This window comes from Acinetobacter sp. ACNIH1, assembly GCF_002934695.1.
GTDB classification, from domain to species: Bacteria; Pseudomonadota; Gammaproteobacteria; order Pseudomonadales; family Moraxellaceae; genus Acinetobacter; species Acinetobacter variabilis.
This window is the reverse complement of sequence record NZ_CP026423.1, coordinates 19,757-40,249: the sequence shown is the minus strand read 5'-3', so window position 1 is coordinate 40,249 and position 20,493 is coordinate 19,757. Positions and strand designations below refer to the sequence as shown.

The 20,493-nt window shown below is 40.3% G+C and carries 18 protein-coding genes and 2 pseudogenes; 16 read left to right on the top strand and 4 right to left on the bottom strand.

Going from position 1 to position 20,493, the window contains the following annotated elements; translation table 11 throughout:
- Positions 1 to 35: 35 nt before the first annotated feature.
- From C3F22_RS16410 to C3F22_RS16385, 6 genes are all read left to right on the top strand, one after another.
- Positions 36 to 968, top strand: coding sequence for an IS5-like element ISAba12 family transposase (locus tag C3F22_RS16410; protein ID WP_051061469.1), 933 nt, complete (start codon positions 36 to 38; stop codon positions 966 to 968).
- Positions 969 to 1,072: 104 nt separating this feature from the next.
- Complete coding sequence (locus C3F22_RS16405) at positions 1,073 to 4,792, top strand: ATP-binding protein (protein WP_004676009.1); 3,720 nt, start codon at positions 1,073 to 1,075, stop codon at positions 4,790 to 4,792.
- A 24-nt stretch (positions 4,793 to 4,816) separates the two neighbouring features.
- On the top strand, positions 4,817 to 5,449 hold the full coding sequence (locus C3F22_RS16400; RefSeq protein WP_004676008.1) for a condensin complex protein MksE: 633 nt from the start codon (positions 4,817 to 4,819) through the stop codon (positions 5,447 to 5,449).
- Complete coding sequence (locus C3F22_RS16395) at positions 5,446 to 6,690, top strand: hypothetical protein (protein ID WP_004676007.1); 1,245 nt, start codon at positions 5,446 to 5,448, stop codon at positions 6,688 to 6,690. Before C3F22_RS16400 ends, C3F22_RS16395 begins: the two co-directional genes overlap by 4 nt.
- Positions 6,681 to 7,547 carry a hypothetical protein gene (locus C3F22_RS16390; protein WP_004676005.1) on the top strand — a complete coding sequence of 289 codons (867 nt, stop codon included), beginning with the start codon at positions 6,681 to 6,683 and terminating at the stop codon, positions 7,545 to 7,547. Before C3F22_RS16395 ends, C3F22_RS16390 begins: the two co-directional genes overlap by 10 nt.
- 179 nt (positions 7,548 to 7,726) lie before the next feature.
- Entirely contained in the window at positions 7,727 to 8,302 is a 576-nt protein-coding gene (locus C3F22_RS16385) for a recombinase family protein (protein ID WP_075316580.1), read from the top strand.
- A 114-nt stretch (positions 8,303 to 8,416) separates the two neighbouring features.
- On the opposite strand, the gene C3F22_RS16380 is transcribed toward C3F22_RS16385, so the two are convergent.
- Entirely contained in the window at positions 8,417 to 8,818 is a 402-nt protein-coding gene (locus tag C3F22_RS16380) for a hypothetical protein (protein ID WP_075316579.1), read from the bottom strand.
- Positions 8,819 to 9,176: 358 nt separating this feature from the next.
- A protein-coding gene (locus tag C3F22_RS16375; protein ID WP_100833738.1) for an IS3 family transposase occupies positions 9,177 to 10,306 on the bottom strand; the annotation gives its coding sequence in 2 pieces (ribosomal slippage) (positions 9,177 to 10,054 and positions 10,054 to 10,306; 1,131 coding nt in all).
- 103 nt (positions 10,307 to 10,409) lie between these two features.
- Between C3F22_RS16375 and C3F22_RS16370 the strand changes: the two are divergent.
- Positions 10,410 to 10,676: pseudogene (locus C3F22_RS16370) on the top strand (transposase family protein); the annotation flags it as partial.
- Positions 10,677 to 10,696: 20 nt separating this feature from the next.
- On the opposite strand, the gene C3F22_RS16365 reads toward C3F22_RS16370, so the two are convergent.
- Positions 10,697 to 11,056, bottom strand: a complete 360-nt coding sequence (locus C3F22_RS16365; protein ID WP_075316577.1) for a hypothetical protein — start codon at positions 11,054 to 11,056, stop codon at positions 10,697 to 10,699.
- 83 nt (positions 11,057 to 11,139) lie between these two features.
- On the opposite strand from C3F22_RS16365, the gene C3F22_RS16360 reads away from it, so the two are divergent.
- Positions 11,140 to 12,021: an IS982-like element ISAba9 family transposase gene (locus C3F22_RS16360; RefSeq protein ID WP_004282326.1), complete on the top strand. Its 882-nt coding sequence runs from the start codon at positions 11,140 to 11,142 to the stop codon at positions 12,019 to 12,021.
- Between the two features lie 43 nt (positions 12,022 to 12,064).
- Here C3F22_RS16360 and C3F22_RS18310 read toward each other — a convergent pair whose 3' ends face one another.
- Complete coding sequence (locus tag C3F22_RS18310) at positions 12,065 to 12,274, bottom strand: hypothetical protein (RefSeq protein WP_155771060.1); 210 nt, start codon at positions 12,272 to 12,274, stop codon at positions 12,065 to 12,067.
- A gap of 109 nt (positions 12,275 to 12,383) precedes the next feature.
- Here C3F22_RS18310 and C3F22_RS16355 point away from each other — a divergent pair, with 109 nt between their 5' ends.
- The 8 genes and pseudogenes from C3F22_RS16355 to C3F22_RS16320 all read left to right on the top strand — a co-directional run bounded on the left by C3F22_RS16355 (position 12,384) and on the right by C3F22_RS16320 (position 20,449).
- Complete coding sequence (locus C3F22_RS16355) at positions 12,384 to 12,917, top strand: IS5 family transposase (RefSeq protein WP_075316574.1); 534 nt, start codon at positions 12,384 to 12,386, stop codon at positions 12,915 to 12,917.
- Positions 12,918 to 13,074: 157 nt separating this feature from the next.
- Positions 13,075 to 13,611 carry a spore coat U domain-containing protein gene (locus tag C3F22_RS16350; protein WP_104427051.1) on the top strand — a complete coding sequence of 179 codons (537 nt, stop codon included), beginning with the start codon at positions 13,075 to 13,077 and terminating at the stop codon, positions 13,609 to 13,611.
- Positions 13,612 to 13,671: 60 nt separating this feature from the next.
- On the top strand, positions 13,672 to 14,226 hold the full coding sequence (locus C3F22_RS16345; RefSeq protein ID WP_004897294.1) for a spore coat protein U domain-containing protein: 555 nt from the start codon (positions 13,672 to 13,674) through the stop codon (positions 14,224 to 14,226).
- 11 nt (positions 14,227 to 14,237) lie between these two features.
- Positions 14,238 to 14,753 carry a spore coat U domain-containing protein gene (locus tag C3F22_RS16340; RefSeq protein ID WP_004897296.1) on the top strand — a complete coding sequence of 172 codons (516 nt, stop codon included), beginning with the start codon at positions 14,238 to 14,240 and terminating at the stop codon, positions 14,751 to 14,753.
- A 19-nt stretch (positions 14,754 to 14,772) separates the two neighbouring features.
- Positions 14,773 to 15,573 carry a molecular chaperone gene (locus C3F22_RS16335; protein ID WP_004897297.1) on the top strand — a complete coding sequence of 267 codons (801 nt, stop codon included), beginning with the start codon at positions 14,773 to 14,775 and terminating at the stop codon, positions 15,571 to 15,573.
- On the top strand, positions 15,574 to 18,105 hold the full coding sequence (locus tag C3F22_RS16330) for a fimbria/pilus outer membrane usher protein (RefSeq protein ID WP_104427050.1): 2,532 nt from the start codon (positions 15,574 to 15,576) through the stop codon (positions 18,103 to 18,105).
- Entirely contained in the window at positions 18,102 to 19,118 is a 1,017-nt protein-coding gene (locus C3F22_RS16325; RefSeq protein ID WP_104427049.1) for a spore coat U domain-containing protein, read from the top strand. The genes C3F22_RS16330 and C3F22_RS16325 overlap by 4 nt, the downstream gene beginning before the upstream one ends.
- Positions 19,119 to 19,296: 178 nt before the next feature.
- Positions 19,297 to 20,449, top strand: a pseudogene (locus C3F22_RS16320) (IS4-like element ISAbe18 family transposase).
- Positions 20,450 to 20,493 lie beyond the last annotated feature (44 nt).

Below are 20,493 nucleotides of genomic sequence, written 5' to 3'. Positions count from 1 at the left end.
ATCTGTAAAGGGTTTTTCAGCGATATAATTTTCAAATGAAGAAGCCTGCACACAAAATCTACCGCACAACCAATTGGCCCGCATATAACCGAGCACTCATGAGTCGCGGAAATATTGCCATTTGGTTTGATCCTGCTACGCAATGGTATGCTCCATCAAAAGGCAAACAAGGGCGAAATCAAACCTACTCCGACGCAGCCATCCAATGCTGCTTAATGATTAAATCCTTATTCCGTCTGTCTTTACGTATGGTCACAGGCTTTGTGCAAAGTCTGATTAAACTTTGCGGATTAAATTGGATAGCTCCAGATTACACCACGCTTTGTAGAAGACAAAAGCATATTGATATTGTAATCAGCTACCAAAAAAGTAGCGATGGGCTGCATCTACTCATGGACTCTACAGGCATGAAGTTTCTAGGTGAGGGCGAATGGAAACGCAAGAAACATGGACCTGAATATCGTCGCCAATGGCGTAAACTTCATATTGGTATAGATGCTAAAACCCTACAAATACGAGCAGTTCAGCTTACAACCAATAATGTCAGTGATTCACAGGTGCTTGGTGATTTACTTAATCAGATTCCACAAGATGAGCAGATTAACTCTGTTTATACCGATGGAGCTTATGACACCAAGCAATGCCGTCAGGTCATTGCAGATCGGCAAGCGCATGCGGTGATTCCACCTAGAAAAAATGCGAAACCATGGAAAGATACAAAGAGTAGCTCGCTAGAGCGAAATGAATTACTTCGAGCAATTAAACGTTTAGGCAGGACACTATGGAAAAAATGGTCAGGCTATCATCGGCGAAGTTTGGTTGAAACTAAGATGCATTGCATCAAATTATTAGGAGATAAACTCAGTGCAAGGAGTTTTGATAGCCAAGTGAATGAGATCCATGCACGTGTAGCAGTCCTTAACAGATTTACGGAATTAGGTCGCCCACTTACCCAAGTTACGCCTTAAATTTGGCTCAATTAGGGGCGCTTTGCATTTCAAATCTTTGTGCAACAAAGCCATTTAAAATTGAAATATCCATTAGACTTATGAATATTTATAAAAGGTATATAATGAGTATTATTAACCCTCAAGAAACCTCTATGAAAGGTTTACAGTCAATCATTCTTTATGATTCTTTTCTTTCATCTAAACTATTCCGAGTTGATATTAGTGGTGGTCATACAAACATTACCGGTATCAACGGTGCAGGGAAAACCTCATTCCTGAACCTGATTCCTATTTTCTTTGGTGCCTCACCAAATGGGTTAATAGAGAAAGCTGCAAACAAGAAAAATTTCGTAGACTACTATTTGCCGAGCAGTCGAAGCATGGTGATTTTTGAATACCTTGCTCACTCGGGTACAAAGTGTGTGGTGCTGTATCGCAATAATAATCAGGGCAAGCACAACTACCGATTTGTTGATGGATGCGCGGAAGATACGCTATTAAGTGAGAGCAGTCTGGAAATCTTGGGTCTTTCTCAGAATGTGAAAGACGTATTTGATCAGGTTTATAAATCTGGCGTTGATGTGAGCCGTCAGATCGACAGCATCCCTGAATATATCTATACGCTGACTGCAGATAAATCACGACTGACAGGTGAAAGAAACCTTCGTGATTTATGCAACCGCTATTCACTGTCTGGAAGCAAACAACAGCTAAAATTCCTGAGCAATCTGACCCAGGTAACGATTAACCAGAACAATGTTGTCTCAAACTTCAAAACCATGTTAATTGAAGCGTATTTGGACAACGAGAAAATCAAAACAAAACCAACCTCTACCGCAGATTGGTTAGCAACCATCAATGATGTGAAAGCCCTACAAAGCCTTCAATCGGAAAAGCAGAAGATTATCTCTGGCATTCAGTTAAAGAATGCGGTCTTAGCCTCCTTTAATGCGCTTCATGCACACCTGTTGGTACTCCGGGACCATGTGGTGAACTACGAGCAGCAGATCAGTTCGATAGAGCATGAAATCTATGCGGTAAAGAACAAAGGGAATGAGACAGTCCGTAACCTGAATAACCAGATTGTACAAGTCAAAGAGCTGATTGCAGTAAAAGAAAAGTCTGCAGGTAACTTTAAACAGGCAATTCATGATATTGAAGTTGCGGAAAGACGTTATCAAGACATGAATATTTCCGTCATGGAACAGGAATATAAGAAACGTGCGCACTACTTCAACGAGATTGAAGAAGCGAAGAAATACAAACAGTTTTTGACTGAAAGCTACGAAAATATCAACCGCGAGTACGACAAGCATTCAGCAGATTTGCTTCGTGAAAAAATGGCATCCAGTGAAGCCCTTAATGCTGAATCTAACGAGGTTCAGGAGGCAATCAACCAGTTGCGAAACCGCTTTGATCTCAAGGTGAAAGAGCTTGAGCGCAAACAGGCTGAACAGCTCCAAATTCTTGATCAAGAAATTTCCAGTGAACGTCAAAGGCTTCTGGATATCCAGTCAGCAGCTATGGAGCGCATGCACCAATCAACACTGTTTACGGATGAAGAAAACCTACAGCTACAGCGCCTCAAGTTGGCTTATGAAGTCAAAGAGAATACCTTGTCTGCAAAGTCTGACGAATTGAAAGCGGCTCAAAACAAGCTTAAACAACTTAATTTTGATCAAAACAAGGCGCAGTATGATCTTAATGGATTAAAAGCCAAGCTTGAGAAAGCCAAGCAGTCAGAAGAGAATCTGCGTACAACCCTGTTCCAGAAAGACACCTTGCTACGGTTCCTGAATGATGCACCGAATGAAGATGTGGACTGGCGTACTACCATTGCGAAGGTCATCAATCCTGAGCTTTTCTTCAAAACCAACCTGAACCCTGTCTGGCAAACTGGCGTGAATGCCAATGCCCTAAGCCTCTATGGTCTTGAAATAGACCTGAACAAGTTGGAGATTCCAGGGGAAGCCGACAGTCTTGAGCAACTACAAATACGTCTGAAAGATGCCGAGATTTACACGGCTTCTTTGGTTGAGCAGTACGACAAGCAATCGCATCTGGCTCAGTCCATCCATAGAGAGATCAACGAGACCAATATTGCAGTTGTTAAACTCGAAAATGAGTTAAATACCCTGCAAAACGAGAAGCAGCAAGCCCGACAGGTTTATGACCAGACTGAGAAAGAGCTGAAAGCGAAGAAGGCAGAAGCTACACGTATTGAGCAAGAAGCTGTAAATAGAGCGAAATACGAGCTGCAAACTTTCAACAATCAGATTGAGCCGAAGAAACGTGGTGAGCTTCGATCAGCCAACATGCTTGAAAAAAATGGCTTAAAGGAGAGCTATGATGCGTCCTATGCAGACTTGCGTATCAAGCTTGATCTGATTGCCACAAAGGAAAAGCAGCTAGAGAGCAGCTATCAAGCCAAGATGGATGATTTGACCAACCTGTATCACAGCAAACTGCGTGAGCAAGGCGTGGATGAAAATATCCTGAAACAGGCAGAAATGAAGATCAAGGCTGCGATTGCACAGCACACCAAAGTCAAAGGCTATGAAAGCATTTTGGCTGAGTACGATATGTGGAAGAAAAACCACTATCAGTACAAGCAGAACCATATCGAGGACATGAACCAAGCTCTGAAACTTGTATCTGAATACAGCCACAATCTTTCCAAACTGGAAAGTGAGCTTGAACAAGTCCGAACCTCCCTTCGTACAAGAGTGGACAATCTTGAAGCGAGTGCACAAGATTTCAGGGAGAAAATCAAAAAGCTGGATAAACAGGGGCGTGAAATCGAAAACCTGTTCGATGACGATATCCTATTGGTAGAGGTAGATCGACCTGAGTTTTTAAGCTTCGACAGCTTCTCTCGTGATCTGGGTACGTTGGCTGATACACAGAAGAAACAGATTTATCAATTACGCTTGCAGACAAACGCTTCTAAGGCATTACTGCGCAAATATGAAGCCTTCTCTCTGTTCAAGCTGTTTGAGGAAAAGATGGAGAGTATGGGGACTACCAGTGAAACCATGAACACCATTAACTCCATGTCTACCATCGAAAGCATCATGGACTACGACTTGCCGAAAAAGCATGATGCAGTCACAAACATTTTCCGTAATAAATCGGCTCAGTTGCGTAACTATATTCAGGAAATCCTTAATCTAAATAAGCGTTTAAAGAGCGTATCTACGGAACTGTCTGGCTACCTGAACCGTAGCAACAAGTTCAAGGCATTCACTGACTTCTCAATGAATCTGGAAAGTGTGCTGAATGACAAGAACACCCTAGATCAGCTCAATCAGTTTGTTTTGCAGTGTGAGGACTATCAATCCTTTGAAAACATGCAAAGCAGCTCCATTCCGATCGAGGATTTCATTCGTTGCTGTGAATACACCTTAAAGGCAATTGAAAGCACCAAAGGACATACTGATGATATCCGCTCTATGGTACGTCTGAAAATGAGCGTGATGAACAATGGTCGTCTTGCCGAGCTGCGTACTGACAACGACTTTACCAGTGCAGGGAGTACAGGAACGTCACGTATTCTGGTGCTGATCATGTTCCTCGCATTGTCACGGAAGTTATGCCCTGATAACTCGACCTACATCCATATCCCACTTGACGAGATTGGCAACTTTGATGCGATCAACACCAATTTGCTGTTCGACATGATGGACCATAACAAAATCTATCTGGTCTGTGCTCAACCGGAAAACTCAACCTCTAACCACAAGTTTAAGAATCTCTACATTGTTGGAGCCAATGGTGTCAGCACTGTTGTTCCACTGGAAATCGAAGGCGATAACCCATTGCTTGCAGCAGAACCAGTCTAACAGGGAAAAAGTGGAGAATTTTAAATGGCTGATAAACGATTAACAAAAGTAGCGACCAAATTATTAGAAGGTTATCTAATTGACCAGTGGAGTGATTTTGAGAACTTTGAGTTTTTGAATGATGTCGAATTTTTAGATCAACTAAACAACCATATTAGTTTTCTAGGCAAAAAGTGTATTCAGACACCGTGCGGTGGTGGGTATTTCCTGATTTACCTTGATATTGAAAGTGACCCTGAGATCAAAAAGGTCATCACCAAACAGTTTGAGGAAAACGTCAGCAAAATGGAGCCACTTGTGGACTGGCTGCGACTGTTCAGAAAGGCAGGGGGGCGCAATGAACCTCTGATTGGAGGCGACAGAATTACGTCTGGTGAAATCCTGGTTGAAGTGGAGAAGTCCAAGCATGTCCAAAAAGGGCTAAAAGAACTCTCTGCAAAGTTGGGTAAGACCGCAAGCACAGTGAAAGACCAGATCAACGGTGTTATTCAGTTTTTGGTACAGCGCGAATATTTAGTGCCGGTTGGGGTTGTGGGTACTGAGTTTTTGGCAACTTCACGTTGGTCGATTTTCTACGATGAAGCTGAGTACCTTGCCGAACACAATGCGATTGATATCACTCAAACAGATGATGTGGAGCAGGGCGAGTTACTATGATCGACTTCGTGAATCCGGCTGAACGTGGGGCGAAGGTTTTCTCTGCAAACATTGATGCTATTGCCGAAGCAATCATGTTTACCAGTTCGTCTATTCAGGTCAATGAATCAAACAAATCCTTGATTGATAATTTGCTGTCTTGCGATCTTGGGTATCTGGATGCAGAAAAAAACACGCTGCATCTAAGAAACTTCGTCATTGAGTTTGTGAATTTCTATAAAAACAGAAAGAAACGCAACATTTCCGCACCCGACATTAGCGGTCTGATTGATCGTATCAAAACGGTGAGTACCGACTATGCCTTGTCAAAAGTCGAGGACCCGGAAAGTGCCGAAGTATTAAAGGTTGAAGCAAGTGACCTGATTATTGAGCTTTCAAACAATATCAGCGAGAACATGACCAATTTTGCCGATCAGTGCTTTGAGTATCTGTCGCTGTTCAACAACTACGACATGAAAATGCGTAAGGCTGAACAAAGCTTAAAGACTGCCAAAATGCTAATTACGGCACTGGAAATCCTTTCACCAAATACGATGGATGAATTGGCGGTAGGTGATGCAGACTTGCAGAGAGTGATCTCCAAACGTCTCAAGCCAAGCGTGTTTGAAGCCATTGAAGAAATGAACCACAGCCATCACCGACTGGACAAGCAACTCTTTGAATGGAAAAAGGACATAAAAACCCAGGAGCGAATCAATCTGATTGATGCGCTGCACCGTCATTTTGCCAACAACCGGACGCTGAATGCCGATATTGATTTCAACAAGGCACCTGATAGCTTCCGTCGTGTACCACTTATCAAGCTGAAAGCTCGTGCCGATATCTACCTTGAGGATTTTGAGAACACTTTATCTGCGGTAGCTCAGACAGCCAATCAGAAGCGTGTTAAAAAAGATGGTCCAGTTGTTGAAAAAAAACGCCCACCGGTAGAGAAGGCAACGCATACGATAGTGAAGGCAGTCTCACCTCTGGATAAAGCTGCATTTTTCTTCTTTGACGCTTTTGGCAGTCAGGCAATCAATGAAATATCAGCAAAGAACGCCTACATACGCCTAGAGCCTGGATGCAAATTTGAATACTGGATTAGTCGCCTCCTGTATGAGTTTGAACTCAACCACTCAAACCATCTTGAGTTGCAGTTAGTGGGTGAAACGGATGCTAAATATAATGGCAACTACTACATTTCAGATATCGTGTTTCGTCGCAAAGACAGCAACGGAAAGGTGATGCAATGCGCTTAGGGCAAAGAGAACTCTCAATCATTCAGACGGTTTTACAGCTTAAAACCAGAGTGGTGAAGCTTAACAAGACATGGACAATGCTGAACAAAGACATGCAGATCGGTAGCATCATCAAACGTGAGCTGCATCTAAGTGAATCAGATCTTGATGTGCTTCGGGTTCTGTACGGAAAGCATGTAAAAACGGAGCCAGAGGTAACGTATGACTCCAATGCAGACCGAATATCGCTTGCTGATCATCGTATAGATGAAAAGTCTGGCAATGCCAGCGTTTTCGGTGAGCAGCTTTGGTTTGCTGCGATCAATGCACAACTACCGTTAAAGTCCGGTGAGATGCACATTGCACATCCTGGCGTGACAACAGCCGTGTCCTTAGAGCATCTTGCAGTAGAAAAAATCAGGAAGCTGATCATTATTGAGAATGGCACTATGCTTGTACGGATTTCGGACTGGTATCAGCAAGTTCCACTCGAATGGCAAGACAGCCTATTCCTTTACAGGGGGCATGGTAAGAACTGCCGGTCAGTCAATCAGTTGCTTGAAGTTCTGCCAGAAGAATGTCCGGTAGCGGTGTATACCGATTTCGACCTGTATGGGTTGAATATCGCCAATAATTTCAACCTGATCAGACCAGTCTCTGTGATGGTTCCCCAATGTTGGCAAAGCATTAAAGAACAACACCCTGATAACAACTTCTATAAGTATGTAGACCAGTCAGAGTACATTTCGGATTTGTCGGAAACCGAAGGCATGTCGGAGCCGATGAAAGCGATCTTGAAGCATGTGAACTTCAATAAAGTTGCAGTTATGCAAGAGAACGTGAACCGGCTTGGTCCATTGGTGTGTATAGCAATTTAAGGGCACTGTTGCAAAAGTTCAAGGTGTTACTTTAGACTATACCCTAAAGTAACAATATAAAAGTTCTTAAAACTATGTAACATTTAAATGATTTTTAACCATATATAACATGTAACTTTGATATTTAAGATTTATAATTTACGAAATTGTTCATTTTTATCTAATTGGGGCGTGAAAGAGTGAAAGGCCAAAAAGTAGGTTATGTGCGAGTGAGTTCGGTCGAGCAAAATACAGGGCGTCAACTTGAGGGAATTGAAGTCGACCGGATTTTTGTTGACCGTGCTTCGGGTAAAAATACCGACCGACCGAAATTTCAAGAAATGTTGAACTATGTCCGGGAAGGGGACAGGGTGATTGTACATTCCATGGATCGTTTTGCACGAAGTCTAAAAGATTTGGTCACTGAAGTAGATAAACTGGTCAAAAGAGGGATCGCTATCCAGTTTGTAAAAGAGAATATTACTTTTACTGCCCAATCCACGCCGATGGATAATTTGATGCTGCAACTGATGGGTGCTTTTGCGCAATTTGAACGTGAAATCATTCTGGAAAGGCAAAAGGAAGGAATTAAACTCGCCTCTGTTCAAGGGAAGTACAAAGGCCGGGTACATAAATTGAAGCCTGATAAAGCTGAAGCTTTGCGACAAGCATGGAAGGAAGGGCAGTATCCTTCAAAAATGGCATTAGGCCAGGCATTTGGAATTAGCCGCCAAGCGGTATACCGCTATTTAAAAGCCGGAGAGGAACTCAGTTGAAATTGGCGACTATAATTATTTATCTTATGAAAACTGTGGAACACTGACCCGGTACGGTTCAGTAGGGCTTTTTAATAGATGTGTAGTGACCAAGAAGAAAACCAATACATACTTTTACTTTCTGCTGCTAACGTGTAAACCAAACATTAACTCCATGAATGGTTCTACAGCATCTTGGTGTTCGATGGTAAAACATAGAGCCTGCTTTTGTTTGGTTGGATGCTTTGGATCTTTATCTGGGTAGCCCGAAAAACATGATCTGTTCGATTCCCTAGCTTCAACGATTCCATCAATTGTTAAGCAGTCACTAATTTTATCAACATATTCAGGTGTGTATGGCATAGCCAAATTTGCTTGAGTAAAACCATCAAGTTGTATGTGAAGAAAATGCTTTAAGTTACTATGAGCTAGTCTATGTACTTTCTTATTTGGTGGTTGACTTGATGGCTTTAATACCAAGGTGAAACCGTAATTTTCTGTTAAATGTTCTTGTAAATTATCTGGCAAGAATGTCATGTGCTTGAATCCAAATACTATCAGTAGAATTAAGTATGAAGGCAGGATTTAGGCTTTCTAATGAAATAAACCAAGAAAGAGATTGAATGATTGTTTTTTAGACTTTTGATAAATCCTTGGCAAAAGAAAAGCGGGGAAATGTCAATTACCCCGCTTTCCCACACTTGGCACTGTTTTCCAAAAGAATAACTTGCGGTAAAACTTTTGGCTCGAAACAAACAACGCACCAACTGAAAAGGTTTAATGACTGTATTGTATGAAAATAGGAAGCGCAATAGATAGGCGAACTGATGTGGTTCCGTTAATTAGACCACTCAATCTAGTTTTATAAGTGATAAATCCGCTCTAAATATTTAAATTATGCTGCCATTACTTTTGGTAAATGTCGATCATAAAATTCATTTGGTGTTGCCTTATTCAAGCTTGAATGAGGACGTATCGTGTTATAAAAATCCAAATATTCAGCAATTGATTGTTTTGCTTGTTTAACCGTATCGTAAGCCTTCAAATAGACTTCCTCATGCTTCACACTGCGCCATAAACGCTCAATCATCACATTATCCATCCACCGTCCTTTTCCGTCCATACTGATACGGATATTTCTCAATTTTAACTCATTCAAAAATGCCTCGCTTGTGAATTGACTGCCTTGGTCTGTATTGAACACCTCAGGACAACCATATTTCACAATTGCTTCTTGCAACGCATCTATGCAAAAGTCTGTTTCCATACTGATCGATACACTATGAGCCAGTACTTTACGACTATGCCAATCTATAATCGCACACAGATAGACAAAGCCTTTAGCCATAGGAATGTACGTGATATCTGTACACCAGACTTGATTAGAGTGATCTATAACCATGTTTTTCAAAAGATATGGAAAAATACGGTGTGCAAGATTAGGCTTACTGGTATTGGGCTTTGGATACAAGGCATGTATTCTCATCAAGCGCATTAAACGTCGGACTTTACGCCGACCTATTTGATGTCCTTGACGCTGTAGCATGTCTCGTATCATTCGACTGCCCATAAATGGGTAGTCGATGTGAATTTCATCAATCAGACGCATTAAACTCAAATCAGTTGATGAAATCTCTTTGGGCTTGTAATACAACGTGCTGCGATTGATTTGAATCAATTGCGATTGTTGTCGTACCGAAAGTTGATGGGTCTTATCGATCATTTTTTGCCGCTCAGTTGCCCTGTTTTTCTGAGTGCACCTTCTAAAAAATCAATTTGCAATGCCTGATGTCCTATCTTGGCATGTAAAGCTTTAAGATCAATCTCTGGTTCTTGTTGTGCTGTTGGTCGTGAAAAAATATTGATCGATTGCTCAAGCAGTTGATTTTTCCAATCAATGATTTGATTTTGATGTAAATCGAATTGAGTAGAAAGCTCAGCGAGTGTGTGGTCGCCTTTAATTGCTGCGAGAGCAACTTTAGCTTTGAAATCTGCTGAGTGATTACGACGTTTTCTTCGTGTCATGGTTGACTCCAGAAACAAGCATTTCCCATGCTTATTGGGGAGTAGATTATCACTTATAGACGTGGTCTAAAATCATAGATCCACATCAATCATTTATCCTTGTATCATGGCAGATTTAGCCTATAAAGGATTTCATCAGATTAAGAGTAAGTTACTCATTCCAATCAAGAAACCTAAGAATTTATCATTACCCAAAATAGCAAAAAAGATCAACCAAGAAATCAGTCGGCGTAGGATCACAATTGAACATATCAACGGCAAACTTAAACATTTTCGGATATTAACAGAACGCTATAGAAATAGACGGAAACGATTTGGTCTAAGAATGAATTTAATTGCTGGAATGGTGAATTGGATGCTCTTAAATTAACTTTCGCAAGAGATCTTATGTTAATTATTTCTTTCAATAGCCATTTCATAAGAGCTTTGAAATTGAAACTTCATTGTTTCATCTGTTGTTGATTTAATGAATTTTTCCATTTTGCCTTTGTATTCATTATGTCCAGATTTATACATGGCCAATAAGTAATCCCATTCAGCATAAGCATAAGCTTGATCATCTTTAGAAATTTTGTTTAATTCTTCTTTTATGCTTTCAGCTATTCTCCTCTGACAATTTTGAAGATCATTTTTAGGATATTCTAAAATTTGCATCAATTCACAATGTTTGAAGAGATTTGATTGCGAAGGTATTTTTTCTAATTGTCTTTTATTTAATTCATAGGCTTCCTTATACATTTCAAGAGCCATACCCCAATCTCAACTTTTTAAGTGATTGAAATAAAAAGGACATAACCCTATTTTAGTTTCCACCAAGAAATTAAAGCAAAGTTATGTCCATTGAAGAATTTATCATTTTTGTCTATGTAATCATAGAAGAACTTTATCCCATTGTTGTTACTCAGCCCCTGAGAACTCGTGGTTTTCCGCCTGCTGTTACTGATGCAGAAATCATCACTATGCAAATAGTAGGTGAATTTCTTGGTTTAGATACAGACAAAAATATTTGGATGTATTTCAAAAACAATTGGTTAGAATGGTTTCCAAAATTAGGATCTTATCCCAATTTCTGTAAACATTGTGCAAACCTGTGGCATGTCAGTCAATCCATTATGGCACAGCTCATTCAGCGTTATGGTTCAGATAACATTCACTTTATTGATGGCTTCCCACTCCCTGTCTGTAGTTATACCAGAGCTAGAAAGCATAAAAACTTTAAAGAATACGCAGGTTTTAGTTATTGTGCTGCAAAACAAGAAAAATATTATGGTTTCAAAGCTCATATCGTCATTAATCTTTCAGGCATGATTTCGGGTTATACCTTTGCACCTGCTCATTGTGATGAGCGAGATGTTGCACCTGAAATTACGAATGATATTTACGGTTTACTGGGAGCAGATAAGGGCTATTTAAGACCAGAATTGAAACGATATTATGAATATCAGGGTATTGATTTACAAACACCCTTTAGAAAAAACATGATAGATTTCAGACCTAAAGAGACACTGCAAATACTGATGAAAGCCAGAAGAAAGATTGAAACAGTGATTGGTCAATTAACAGATCGCTTTCACATTCAGAAAGTGAGGGCAAAAGATCTATGGCATTTAACCCACCGCATAACTCGTAAAATTCTGTCGCATACAATTTGTGTGGTGCTAAATAAAAAGCTTGGTCATTCACCAATTCAATTCGAAAATCTTATTTTAAGTTGAGATTGGCGTAGCCATATAAATATTCATTTCTATTTTTTCTTTTTCATTCTGATTTTTGATTTTTGATTTTACTCGACTCTTTAAGAAAATTTTTTAACTTTTCTTTAGATTCAGGAGTATGAGTAGAATCGATACTATTGATTAATGTTTTATATTTTTGGATGATGATTTTATCTGATTCGGATATTTGTTCTTCTACAATTTGATTTTTTTGAGATATGTCTTGTGCATTTGAGCATCCAGCAAGAGTCAAAACTGTACAGATAACAAAAGGTCTTATTATTAGGGTGTGTTGACACTTTTAGCTTAAAAAATAGCGAAGTAGTAAAATCAAATCGCCAAACCCAATTTTACTATTCGCTATGCCTCGTACCATGCTGACAGATCAACACTGGCAAAAGTTGAAAACTATTTTGCGTAATTTATCTATTCTACGTGCTCATCAACATTCTGCCGGTATAGCGAATCAATCCATTTCTAAAAGTGTAGAAGGAAACTCCTCAAAAATACATTTGATTGTTGATGCAAATGGCAATCCTGTTGATTTCATGATTACCGATGGAACCAGACATGACGTCAAAGTTGCACCTGATTTAATATCAACATTAGACTTAAAAGAGATAAAAGTGGTCTGCGTAGATAAAGGCTATGATTCAGAACCACTGCGTGAACAGATCAGAAAAACAGGGACAAAAGCGAATATACCAAAGAAAATAAATAGCCAATCGAACAATGATCATATGGACTGGTATTTATATAAAATCAGGCATTTAGTTGAAAATATGTTTTGTAGATTAAAGCAATTTAGAGGAATAGCTACTCGATATGACAAGCTCAAAAGAAATTATCAAAGTGCTGTTGCCTTAGCCTGTATATTTTTATGGCTACCTTTATAGGTTTAATTATGAACAGTAAATGTCAACAGACCCTAAGTAATTTACATATTTGAACTTAATTGTCGTGGAATCATTTATATAAATGTTTTATTTTGTCAATTGCGTCACTTTTTTGGCGCATATTTGATAAGTATTTTACAAAAGCATGGGAATTAATATGAATATTTTTACAAAACTAACACTAACTGCATTGTTAAGCACAGGTTATATCGCTACTACACAAGCCGCTGTTACTGGTCAAGTTGATGTTAAGCTGAATGTTTCAACGGGTTGTACTGTTGAGGGTTCTACTGTTACTGGAAATATGAACCAATTTGGTACATTAGATTTCGGTAAAACTCCTGGTACTTGGAGCAACGTTTTAACTGGACAGGTTGCCTCTTCAGGGACAGGAAATCATCTCACTGTAAAATGTGATAGTACAGATCCTGTTGGCTTTACTGTTGCAATTGATGGTGGTGAGCGTGCTGATCGTAGTCTTAAACATACTGCTGGTACAGATACTGTAAACTATAGCGTTTATCGTGATGCAGCACGTACCAATCCTTATGTCATTAATACAGCTCAGACTTTCACTGCTGCGGCAGGTGTAGCTCAAGAAGTTCCAATCTTTGGTGCAATTGCTGCAAACATCGGCACTGCAAAAGCACAGGGTGATTATACAGACACGTTATTGGTGACTGTTAATTTCTAATCAGTATACGTAACAGTGAACAGGTTTGTTGTTTAACAGGCCTGTTTTTAGGAGGAACGTATGCACCTATTACTTAAACAATACGTTGGATTGCTACTCTGTAGCATTGTATCGTCACTCACTAGTGCTGGGCAGTTGGGCGCTAAGTTAAATATTCAACTTGAACTAGAGCCTTCCTGCAAGATCAACAATGAGACCGTGAATAATGGAACAAATGGATTAAATTTTGGACAGCTGGATTTCGGAGAAACCACAGCTGCATTTAATCAGGTGATAGAGACCAGTTTAAGTCAGGGTTCTACATCAGGTTTGACCATTCAATGCCCTGGCAATGCCCCAATAAAAGTTACCTTTGGTGCGGGGCAACATGACAGCAAGGTACCAGCACCTTTTGGCGCAAATTATTTTCGTGCAATCAGTAATGGCACAGATTTCCTTGCCTACAACATTTTATATGGAACTGCTCGCGAAGCGTTAAGGCCCAATCAAATCATTACTTTGACCAATAATGGTCAGCCGCAAACGCTTAATCTCATGGGACAAACTGTTAATAATGGTCGGTCAGTCTCGCTTGGACAATATACCGACACTATTCCAATTACCATTGAATTTTAAAGAACAAAATCATGAAAAAAATAGGTTTAAGTGTTCTGCTGATTTCGATTGTTCAAAGTGGGTTTGCTGTTGATCCTGTAACTTCGGCAAGTTTTAAAGTGCAGGCGACCATTGAAAATGGGTGCAAACTCAGCAATGTCGAACAGCTACTTGATTTTGGTCGTCATCCTGTTGTGGCGCAGGGGCAGTTAAAAGGATCCGTCATTAATACTGCGCAAAGCTGGAATATCCAATGTACTGCACAGTTACCAGTAAAGGTGATGTTGAATGGTGGTGATCACTTTTCAAATAATTCTCGGCGGATGAAACATGCCCAGCAGAATGAGTTTGTACCTTATCAGCTTTATCAGGACAGTAGTTTACAAGGCGAATATGCCAGTGGGAGTAGTTACTCACTGCCACCAACCACTACTTTGAACACCGTACTGGGTTTTGCAGTTTATGGTGTTGCAGACTTGAATAATAACAATCAAACACGATCAGCTGGCCTGTATAAAGATACGGTCGCAATTACGATTACATGGTGATTCTATGAGTTTAAATAAAATGAAAATATGGTCGGGCAGAACTTTCTCTACGGCCGCGATATTGATGGTCACTTCACCGGTATTCGCACAGGCCACTTTTTTAATCTGGCCAATCTATCCCAAAATTGAAGAAAATGAAAAAGCCACTGCGGTATGGCTACAAAATACCGGTAACTCTGATGCCATGGTACAGATTCGGGTATTTAAATGGGATCAGAATCATCAGCAAGATGCTTATGCGGAACAAACTGAAGTTATTCCGAGTCCACCCGTGGCAAAGATCAAGGCAGGAGAAAAGCATATGTTGCGTTTGACCCGCTCGGCTGCTGTACCTGATGCAAAAGAACTTGCCTATCGAATTATTGTCGATGAATTACCCATTAAAGTGAATCCAGAAACGGATAAAGAAACATCGACAGTCAGCTTTCAGATGCGTTATTCGATTCCCTTGTTTAGCTATGGCAAAGGACTTGGCAGTGGTTTAACTGAAGTTTCACAAAAAACCAATGCGAAAAATCCTTTGGCTAAACCGATATTAAGTTGGTGGGTCAAGAATAATGAACAGGGCAAACCTGAACTTTATATTAAAAATACTGGTTCAAAATTTTCACGACTTTCGGGAATTAAATTAACTCCGACTTCAGAGCAAATGGCTTTTGGCAAAACCGCCTTTGGTTATGTGTTGGCAAACAGCACCATGAAGTTTGATCTAGACAACAAGTTACTCAACAGCCTGAGTGGTCAAAGCAGTTTGTACGGGGTTGACAGTTCAGGAGTGAAACAGGAATTGGTGGAGATTAAAAAAGAAGGAGAGGGGTAAATGGGTTATTTATCAGGGTTACACCCCCCTTCTTTTTTATGTAAAAGCCTGACATTGATATTGGTCGCGAATATCCCATTGCTGAGCTGCAATGTCTATGCAAATGGTTTACCCCCGCCACCACGAGATGTTTCAGAAGTGAATAGCTTATTTAAGCTCTATCTCGACTTGGTGATCAATCAATATTCGACGCGACAGGTGATCCCCATCATTGTCAAAGGTGATCATTATTTTATCCAGCAGTCGAAACTGGATGAGTTGCAGATTAAGCTGCCTGCCGATGTACTACAGCAACAGTCAGAAAAAAACCTGACTGATCTGGATATATTTACTTTGGGCTTTTCTGGCAAAGCTTTGGATTGGGTCAGCCTCAATCAGATCCCTGAATTGAAGTATGAGTACAATTCAGCGCAACAGTATTTTAGTCTAGATCTACCTGCCAGTTGGATGCCGGTGCAGATACGCGGCTTGGATTCATGGTATCAACCTGAAACAGCGCAGTCGGGTATTGGTTTATTAAATAACTATGACTTTTATACCTACCGCCCAGAGAATGGTGGCTATAGCAGTACACTCTTTACAGAACAACGCTTTTTCTCCCCTTATGGGGTACTGAGAAATTCAGGGGTTTATAGCAAAACTGATTTTAAATCTGATGGGATTGGAAACGATTCAAATCAAGATAATGATGGCTATCGCCGCTATGACACCACTTGGCAATATGATGACCCAGTCCGGGTAGTTTCATTTTTAGCGGGTGATGTAATTACGGGAAGTAAAAACGCTTGGGGAAGTTCCGTGCGTTTAGGTGGATTACAGTTACAACGTAATTTTAGTACGCGTCCAGATTTGATTACCTATCCTTTACCCCAATTTAAAGGACAAGCGGCCTTACCGAGCACCGTGGACTTATTGATCAATGGACAGAAAGCCAATTCAAGTGATGTGCAATCGGGTCCCTTTATTCTAAATAATGTTCCGTTTATTAATGGTAAGGGCGAGGCGGTGATTGTCACCACAGATAGTGTTGGCCGTCAGGTAGCAACCTCGGTGCCGTTTTATATTTCGAATACTTTGCTTAAACCGGGGTTATTGGATTATTCGGTGTCTATAGGACAAATCCGAGAGGATTATGGGATTAAGAACTTTGAATATGGCAAATTTGCCAGTTCAGCGGATGCGCGTTATGGGATTAATGACTGGCTTACGGCTGAAGGACGAGTTGAATTCTCCGATTCAATTCAGTTGGCTGGACTAGGTTCAGTGCTTAAGCTGAATCGGTTTGGTGTTGTAAGTGGTTCGGCAACCCAAAGCTGGGCTGATGGAGAGCTTAATCAGTTAAATAACAACTTGAACGGAAATAAAAACCTCAAGGGAAATCAATATACGCTCGGTTATAGCTATAACCAACAACGTTTTGGATTTAGTCTCAATCATACCCAACGCGATCAGGATTATTATGATCTTTCACGCTTGCAATATACAGATTTGATTTCAGCCAACAGTCATAAAAGTTTGGTTGCCAATACTTATTTTGCCACAAAAAAGTCGGGTACTTTTGGGGTGGCCTATATCCGAACCAAGAGCCGAGACATTGAAAATAAACTGATGAACCTGTCTTGGGCACCAGTATTACCATCCTATCTGCGTGGTACGACAGTGTCGTTAAGTGCCAATCGGGATTTTGTGGAAAAAGAGTGGAGTGCCGCATTTCAGTTGTCGGTTCCATTTTCCAAGAGCCGATCCACAGCCAATCTAGGTTATAGCCAACAATCCAGTGGTGATTATGCTTATGTTAACTATAACCGCAGTGTGCCATTGGATGGTGGCGTTGGTGTTGATTTAACTCGACGTTTTAATGAAAACAGCGATGATTTTAATCAAGCACGCGTGAGCTACCGTAACCAATATTTTAATACCGATGTCGGCATGTCGGGTAGCCATGACTATAACTATTGGTTTGGACTTTCTGGTTCAGTGGTGTTGATGTCAGGTAATGTCTTTGCTGCCAATCGATTGGGCGAGTCGTTTGCTTTGATTGATACCAACAAAGTTGCAGATGTTCCTGTGCATTATGAAAACAGTTTAGTGGGGCGGAGTAACGCCAAGGGCTATGTTTTTGTACCTTCAGTGACCTCGTATTACGCAGCCAAATACAGCATCAATCCGATTGATTTACCTTCCAACTTTAATGCAACCCAAGTTGAAAATCGGATTGCGGCAAAACGTGGTTCAGGTGTGGTGATTGGCTTCCCAATCAAACAGTCTTATGCGGCGAATGTGTCTTTAGTGCAAAGCAATGGGCAAGTGATTCCAGTGGGTGCTGTGGTACATCGTGCCGATCAAGAATCGAGTTATGTAGGGATGGACGGGATTACTTATCTTGAAGATCTGAGTGCAGAAAATACCATTCGGGTGCAACTGCCAGATCAGCGCGTATGTGAAGCAAACTTTTCGTTGGATTTAAAACAAGCGCAACAACAGATTGCTGTGATTAAGTCAGTTGTTTGTCGTGAGGTGGCTAAACCATGATTACTTTAAAAAAAATAATACCCGCAGGTCTATTATTCTCTGGATTAATATTGATTACTGCTCAGAGCTATGCGGATTGTAGTGTTAACTCAAGTGGCAATATATCCATTGGTAAGGTTCCTTCCATTACTCTGGCAGAAAATGGAGTTCAATCGGAGCAATTCAGTGCAGGTTTATCCTGCAGTGGATTTAGTTTGGCTGCTTTAAATATAACTTATCTGAAATATCGGGTTGATCAGATGCCAGCAAACTATATCAATAGTGTCACTGGTGAACGTCTTAATGTGAATTATTTGGATACCAACAGTAATCCAATTACTGTGGGGCAAGAAAGGAATCTGAGTAGCTTTACAATTATCAATTTCTTTACGGGGCCAAATGGTGAGTTACCATTTTATGCAAAAATTAATCCTGGACAAGCTGTATCGCCTGGGATCTATCGAGCTGAAACACCATTTAAAGTCAAATGGTATTATTCTGTGCCTGCTTTGGCTGTAGCTGGAATAGGATTTTATTTTGAAAGTCCAGATTTTCGCCGTCCGGGGATAAGTCCAATCAATTGGGGAAGTGGTAGTGATTCTTCATTAAATTTGAGGATTGAAGTTTTACCAGACTGCCGTATTGCGACCAATGATGTAAATTTTGGAACAGCAGCCTTTGCAGATGCTTTTACACCAGTAAAAACTTCTATGGGTATACGTTGTTCAGTCAAGACCCCTTATAAAGTGAGCCTGAATGATGGTCTTTATCCACAAAATGGCAATCAACGTGCGATGAAGTCAGAGACGGGTAATAACTATATGAGTTATGAAATTTATAAAAACTCAAGCACAGAACGCTGGGGAAGAAATAACGAGCAGTGGTTGAGCGATGTTGCGACTACAAATCCTGGTATTTATGATGCGAAAACTCAGCAAGGTTATGCTTTCACAACAAAAGTTCTGGAAACAAATTCACTGAGTCTGCCTGCTGGTAAATATAGTGATACTGTAACTGTAAAAGTTGAATTTTAAAAATTCAACTTAGTATTTTCAAAAAATTATGTTAGGGGACTGTTCTAAGTTAGGTTTACATAAAAAAGGAAGCGATATGCTCACTGCTGTCCCATAGTTTGCTTTAAATAAAAAAACCTGAGTCCTAACAGTTAAAATATGAGTGCAAACAAACACTTTAATGACCAGGATTCAGGTTTTGTCACATCAGAATACCGTATTTCATGAGCTAATTAAACCTGTTGTGCGACAAGATTTTGAACAACTTGCTAAAGTACACCATGTTGGACAGAAATTTAGAGCGGCTTCCCGGTGGGATCAGTTTATTGCCATATTGATGTCTCAATTCTCTTGTAGGCAAAGTCTGAGAGATATTCAATCCAATTTGGAGTGCCAACAGGAAAAGCTAAGTCATCTCGGAGCAAAGTCTATTCCCCCGAAGCACGCTGGCACGAATCAATGAGCAACAGCCTGCTGCCTTGTATCAACAGCTATTTTACAAGTTGCTTAAATACTATGAACACTCAAAAGTAGCTCATAAATTTCGCTTTAAGAATCCCTTGTATTCCTTGGATGCCAGTCATATTGACCTGTCGCTTTCCTTATGTGAATGGGCCAAAGTTCACGACTCAAAAGCCAGCATGAAACTCAGTATAGGATTGAATCACAGCAATGATATTCCTGAGTTTGTTGCAGTTGAAAATGGCAAAGAAAATGACATGGTACAAGGCCGCAAATTCCAGTTTCCTGCTGGCAGCATTGTAGTTTTTGATAAAGGCTATGTCGATTACCAATGGTATGCAAATCTGACTGCTCAAAACATTGGATTTGTCACACGTTTTAGGCCTAAATCTGTGTATCAGGTGATTCAGCAACATCCAGTGCTTGAATCCAAAGGTATTCTAAAAGATGAAACCATTCAGCTGAATAGCGCACATGCCCTAAAAAGAAAAGCCCCAGTGTTAAGAAGAATTGAATATAGAGATCAGCAAAGTGGCAAGCACTTTAGCTTTCTCAGCAATAACTTTCATTTAGCCGCCTCTACCATTGCGGCGATTTATAAAGATCGTTGGAAAGTTGAGCTGTTCTTTAAGGCGATTAAGCAGAATCTCAAATTAAAAGCGTTTCTAGGCCGCAGCAGGAACGCAATTCAGACACAAATCTGGATTGCGATGATCGCCTATTTATTGGTGAGTTTCGCTCAACATTTAGGAAAAACAGGTTGGACAGTTCAACGTTTACTCAGAATAATTCAAGTGAATTTGTTTGAAAGAAGAACTTTAAAAGCTTTATTTTCACCCGATAAAATACCCATAAAACAAGAGGAAGCTCAAATGAGCTTCCTCTTGTGAAAAATTGTAGGACAGCAATGGCGATATGCTTCCTTTTTTTAATT